Annotated in this window: 5 protein-coding genes and 2 pseudogenes; 5 read left to right on the plus strand and 2 right to left on the minus strand. The window is 73.3% G+C overall.

Annotation, left to right across the window (positions count from 1 at the left end):
* Positions 1-457, plus strand: a pseudogene (locus HMPREF3086_RS00700) (methyltransferase type 11); the annotation flags it as partial.
* Between the two features lie 54 nt (positions 458-511).
* Here the strand turns inward: HMPREF3086_RS00700 and glgA are convergent.
* Positions 512-1,678, minus strand: a complete 1,167-nt coding sequence (glgA, locus tag HMPREF3086_RS00705; RefSeq protein WP_210401809.1) for a glycogen synthase — start codon at positions 1,676-1,678, stop codon at positions 512-514.
* Between the two features lie 144 nt (positions 1,679-1,822).
* On the opposite strand from glgA, the gene glgC reads away from it, so the two are divergent.
* Complete coding sequence (glgC, locus tag HMPREF3086_RS00710) at positions 1,823-3,049, plus strand: glucose-1-phosphate adenylyltransferase (RefSeq protein WP_007629839.1); 1,227 nt, start codon at positions 1,823-1,825, stop codon at positions 3,047-3,049.
* Between the two features lie 44 nt (positions 3,050-3,093).
* On the opposite strand, the gene HMPREF3086_RS00715 is transcribed toward glgC, so the two are convergent.
* Positions 3,094-3,702, minus strand: coding sequence for an O-methyltransferase (locus HMPREF3086_RS00715; protein ID WP_070719709.1), 609 nt, complete (start codon positions 3,700-3,702; stop codon positions 3,094-3,096).
* 200 nt (positions 3,703-3,902) lie between these two features.
* Here HMPREF3086_RS00715 and sigE point away from each other — a divergent pair, with 200 nt between their 5' ends.
* The 3 genes and pseudogenes from sigE to HMPREF3086_RS00730 form a co-directional block, all read left to right on the plus strand.
* Positions 3,903-4,523, plus strand: coding sequence for an RNA polymerase sigma factor SigE (sigE, locus tag HMPREF3086_RS00720; protein WP_061227642.1), 621 nt, complete (start codon positions 3,903-3,905; stop codon positions 4,521-4,523).
* A gap of 103 nt (positions 4,524-4,626) precedes the next feature.
* Positions 4,627-5,070, plus strand: a complete 444-nt coding sequence (locus HMPREF3086_RS00725) for an anti-sigma factor family protein (protein ID WP_061227643.1) — start codon at positions 4,627-4,629, stop codon at positions 5,068-5,070.
* 10 nt (positions 5,071-5,080) lie between these two features.
* Positions 5,081-5,585: pseudogene (locus tag HMPREF3086_RS00730) on the plus strand (peptidase); the annotation flags it as partial.

The following is a 5,585-nucleotide window of genomic DNA, read 5'->3' on the forward strand; positions in this document are numbered from 1 at the left end:
GCACCCGGCGGTGGCCGCGGTGGTGGCGGACACGTGGGACGGCCTCCCACTCGCGGACGGCTGCGTCGACCTCGTGCAGGTGGTCTTCGCACCCCGCAATCCGTCGGAGTTCGCGCGTGTGCTGCGCCCGGGCGGGACGCTGGTCGTCGCGGTGCCCGGGGAGGGGCACCTCGAGCCGCTGCGGTCGGCCGGGGGACTGCTCGAGCCGGCGCCGGACAAGGCCGCGAGACTCGACTCCGAACTGGCGGCAGCCTTCGAGCCGGGCCCGGTCCGCGTCGTCGACCAGCGCACCGAGGTGCCCGCGGCGGTCGCCGTCGACCTCGCGCTCATGGGGCCCAGCGGGGTGCACCTCGACCGGTCACGGCTGGAGGCCGCCCTCGGCGCCGACGACCGGCCGGTCCGGCTGCACGTCGAGGTGCGCTCCTACCGCGTGCCGCTGGGCGACCGCCGCTACTGACGATCCGGGCGTGCGGGCGTGCGGGCGCACCGGGCGGCCGCCGTCGGCACGGCGCTACAGCAGCGAGGAGTACATCCGGTGGGTCTGCTCGGCGATCGCCTGCCACGAGAACCGGGACACGGCCCGCTCCTTGCCGGCCCGGCCCATCCGCGCCGCCCGCTCGGGATCCGCGATCAGCTCGTTGACCGCCTCCGCGAGCCCCCGCTCGAACGCCCCGGTCGCCGACTCGTCGTAGTGGACGAGGACGCCCGTCTCGCCGTCGACGACGACCTCCGGTATCCCACCGACGTCGGAGGCCACCACGGCGGTGTCACACGCCATGGCCTCGAGGTTGACGATGCCCAGCGGCTCGTACACCGACGGGCACGCGAACACCCTCGCGGCGGACAGGATCTCGATGACCTCCTCGCGCGGCAGCATGTCGCGCAGCCAGAAGACCCCGTCCCGTGCCGCCCTGAGCTCGGCGACCAGTGACTCCATCTCGGCCGCGATCTCCGGGGTGTCCGGCGCGCCCGCGCACAACACCAACTGGGCGTCCGGGTGGAAGTCGCGGGCGGCCCGCACGAGATGCGGCACGCCCTTCTGCCGGGTGATCCGCCCGACGAACGCCACGATCGGACGGTCCGGGTCGACCCCGTGGCGCCGCAGTACCGAGTCCTCCCCGGAGAACGTCTCGACCGGCGCCCACACCGCGGTGTCGATGCCGTTGAGGATCACGTGGATGCGGCCCGGCTCGACCTCGGGGTAGACACGCAGGATCTCGTCCTTCATCCGGGCGCTCACCGCGACCACGGCGTCGGCGTTCGCGAACGCGTTGCGCTCCGACCACGACGAGACCCGGTAGCCGCCTCCCAGTTGCTCGGCCTTCCACGGCCGGCTCGGTTCGAGCGAGTGCGCCGACACCACGTGGGGGACGCCGTAGAGCTGACCGGCCAGATGCCCTGCGAGCCCCGTGTACCAGGTGTGGGAGTGGACGATGTCCGCCCCCTCGGCCGCGACGGACATCCGCAGGCCGGCGGACAGGGTCTGGATCGCGGGATTGGCGTCGGGCCCCAGCTCCGGGTCGGGGCGGAACGCGCGGGCGGTGTCGCGGTCCGCGCCCATGCACAGCACGTCCACGTCGCACAGCGGCCGCAGGTTGGCCACCAGTTCGGTCACGTGTACCCCGGCCCCGCCGTAGACCTCCGGCGGGTACTCCCTCGTCATCATCGCTACTCGCACACCGGCCAAGGTAGTCGCTCGGGCCCCCGCCCGAGGCGTGCCCGGTGAACGCCGCCCGTCGCCGGGGTGACGACCGGGCGCGCGACGGGGGTCAAAGCGCCCGTTGCCCCGTGGCGGGTCGCGCGGAGTCGATACGGTGGGGTCGTGAGGAACCAGCCGCATGTCCTAGCAATCGTCCTCGCCGGCGGCGAGGGCAAGCGACTCTTCCCGCTCACGGCGGACCGCGCGAAACCCGCCGTGCCGTTCGGCGGGTCCTACCGGCTCATCGACTTCGTGCTGAGCAACCTCGTCAACGCCGGGTTCATGCGCATCTGCGTCCTCACCCAATACAAGTCGCACTCCCTGGACCGCCACATCGCGCAGGTGTGGCACATGCGGGGCATGGGCGGCGAGTACGTGGCCCCCGTGCCGGCCCAGCAGCGGCTCGGGCCCCGCTGGTACACGGGTTCGGCCGACGCGATCCTGCAGTCGCTCAACCTCGTCCACGACGAGAAGCCCGACCACATCGTCGTCTTCGGCGCCGACCACGTGTACCGCATGGACCCGCGCCAGATGCTCGACCACCACATCACCACCGGCGCCGCGGTGACGGTCGCCGGGATCCGTGTCCCCCGCGACGAGGCGTTCGCCTTCGGCTGCATCGACGCCGGCGAGGACGACATCATCCGCGGCTGGGTGGAGAAGCCCTCCGACCCGCCCGGCACCCCCGACGACCCGGACGCGACCTTCGCGTCGATGGGTAACTACATCTTCACCACGGACGCGCTCATCGAGACCCTGAGGGCGGACGCCGAGAAGCCCGACTCCTCCCACGACATGGGCGGCGACATCATCCCCGCCCTGGTGGAGCAGGAGCGCGCCTACGTCTACGACTTCGCCCGCAACGACGTGCCCGGCGAGACCGAGCGCGACCGCGGCTACTGGCGCGACGTCGGCACCATCGACGCGTTCTACGACGCCCATATGGACCTCGTCTCGGTCCACCCGGTGTTCAACCTCTACAACGACCGGTGGCCCATCCGCACCCAGCAGGACAACCTGCCGCCCGCGAAGTTCGTCAACGGCGGGATGTCGCAGGAGTCGATGGTCGGGGCGGGCACGATCATCTCCGCGGCCACCGTGCGCAACTCGGTCGTGTCCAACAACGTGGTCGTCGAGGACGGCGCCGTGGTCGAGGGCAGCGTCCTCATGCCGGGGGTGCGCATCGGCCGCGGCGCGGTCGTGCGCAAGGCGATCGTCGACAAGAACTGCCACATCGGCGACGGGGACCTCATCGGCGTCGACCACGAACGCGACCGGAAGCGGTTCCCCATCAGCGCGGGCGGGGTCGTCAGCGTCGCCAAGAACACCGTCACGTCCCTGCCGGGCTGATCGCCGGGCGCGCCGGGCGGCGTGACGGGTCAGAGCGTGACGGGTCAGAGCGTGACGACGGTGAGCCCGGCGCCCACCGGCAGGAGCGTCACGTGGGCGTGCTCCGGGAGGTCCGTGTCCTCCGGCAGGGGCGCGTGCTCGCCGATGAGCACGAGCGCCCCGCCGGAGCGCAGCAGCTGGTGCGACCGCGAGATCAGGCGCGTCACCGAGTGGGCGGGGACGTCCGCGACCACCAGGTCGTATGCGCCGTCGGCGAGCTTGTCCGCGACCTCCAGCGGGCGGGCCGCGATGTAGCGCGCCGCCGAGGAGGGATGACCCGCCCCGCGGACCGCGGCCCGCGCGGCGTCGAGGTGGTGCGGATCCTCGGTGATGCACGTGACCACGGCCCCGGACCCCTGTCCCGCCGCCGCGAGGATCGCGAGTGCGGGGACACCCGGCGCCGGCGTGATGCACACCGCGGCGCGGGTGCCGTTCAGCCGGGCGATCATCCGGATGGCCTCCGCGGTCGGGGCGTCCGGTGAGGGCGCACCCAGTTCGTCGGCCTCGGCGCGGGCCGGGGCGTAGAGGGAGTCGTCGACGAGGGCCGCGCTCCGGTGCGCCAGCCCGTCGGCTCCGGAGCGGTCGGTGGCGGGGAGATCAGAGGAATCGGACACCCGAGCAGCGTATCGCCGCGGACCGGCGCAGCGGCGACCAACGCGCGGTGACCGGATCGGTACAAAACTCTCAGTGCGATCTCAGTACGCGTATACCGTGAGGACAGACCGGTAGGGGACAGTGGTCAGACGTCGCGCCACGAGGGCGCGAACCACCACCGCGCGGGGACACGCCCCGCGCCGGAAGGCGGCGGCAGCGCATGTACTCACGAACCGTGCACGGGACGACGATCGCCCCGGTGGCCCCCGACGAGTCGGCAGGCACCGCACGATTCGACTCGACCGGCGACGCGGCGGACATGCCCACCTGGTCCCAACTGGTCGCCCAGCACGGTGACCGGGTCTACCGCCTCGCGTTCCGACTCTGCGGCAACGCCCATGACGCGGAGGACATCACGCAGGAGGCGTTCATCCGCGTCTTCCGGTCCCTCGACCGCTACAAGCCCGGGACCTTCGAGGGGTGGATGCACCGGATCGTCACCAACCTCTTCCTCGACATGGCCCGGCGACGCTCGCGCATTCGCTTCGAGACCCTGCCCGAGGACGCCGAACGCGTCCCCGGGCGCGAGCGGAGCCCGGAGCAGGTCCTGGCCGACGAGACGTTCGACCCGGTGCTGCAGGCGGCGCTCGACAACCTGACCCCGGAGTTCCGGGCGGCCGTCGTCCTCAGCGACATCGAGGACCTCAGCTACGAGGAGGTCGGCCGCATCCTCGGGGTGAAGATGGGTACCGTCCGCAGCCGTATCCACCGCGGCCGCGCCGCCCTGCGCGCCGAGCTCGAGGCCGCCGGGGTCACCGGAGCGCACCAGCGGTCCAGCTGAGCCGCCGCGTCCGACGGCGGGAACAGCGGAGCCGTTTCGGACGTTGACCCATCGAGATCGGGCGGGACACCGCCCCGCAGGCCGACGGTCGGGAGGGCGTGGCGTGGATCGACATCGTCACGGGCGCGGCTCCGCGCCCGAGTTCAGGTTGTCGCAGACGTCCGCGCGGGAAGTGGTCGGCCGGACCGGGCCGCCGCGGACGCGGGAGCACTTCCTGTCCACCGACCACCTCTCCATCGAGGCCGCGGCAGCGTACGTCGACGGCCGGCTGCCCGAGGCCGGCCAGTCCCGCGCGGACGCGCACCTCGCCCGCTGCGCCAACTGCCGCCGCGAGGTCGAGGGGCAGCGCGAGGCGCGCCACGCGCTGCGGGGCTCGGGACCCATCCACATGCCCCGCGAGCTACTCGAGCGACTACGCAACCTGGACGATCTGACCGTGGCCGCTCACGGGCCAGCCGACGACCGGGACGGGACGCCCGCCCCCGCGGAGGCGTCCGCGACCGCGTGGGCGAGGCTGCTTCGCCGGCTGCGGCGACGCGGCCGTTAGGGTGGGCCGGGTGGAGGACCAGAGTGGCGTGCGCGGGGCGACGGGGCGCGACGAGGAGCCGGACCGCCCCCTGCGCGAGCCGGCACCCATCCACCGACCGGCCGTCGATCCGGACGTCGTCGCCCTGTTCTCCCGCCCCGAGGGCGTCTCCGGTGGATTCGACCCCACCTCCGCCACCGGCGCCGTGGGCAGCGCCGACCCGGGCGTCGTCCGTGACGCCGATCCCGCACTGGCGCAGGCGTTCGGCCCCGGCCCGGAGAGCCCCCGGGGTATCGAACGTCATCCGGAGTGGCAGGACGAGGCCGCCGCGCCCCCGGCGCGCACACCCGACCCCTGGCGTGACCCGCAGGCCCCGGTCGGTCTCGGCGCTCCCGCCGTGGCGGCCACTCCCGAGCCGCGCCCCGTCGACCTGTCCGGTGCGGACGAGGCCCCACCGGCCCGGCTCTCGCTCTCCGAGGCGCTGTTCGAGCGCCGACTGAGCAGGCGGGGGCTGGCCGGGGCGATCGCGGCCGTCG

It is taken from the genome of Dietzia sp. HMSC21D01, assembly GCF_001815995.1.
Lineage (GTDB): Bacteria > Actinomycetota > Actinomycetes > Mycobacteriales > Mycobacteriaceae > Dietzia > Dietzia cinnamea.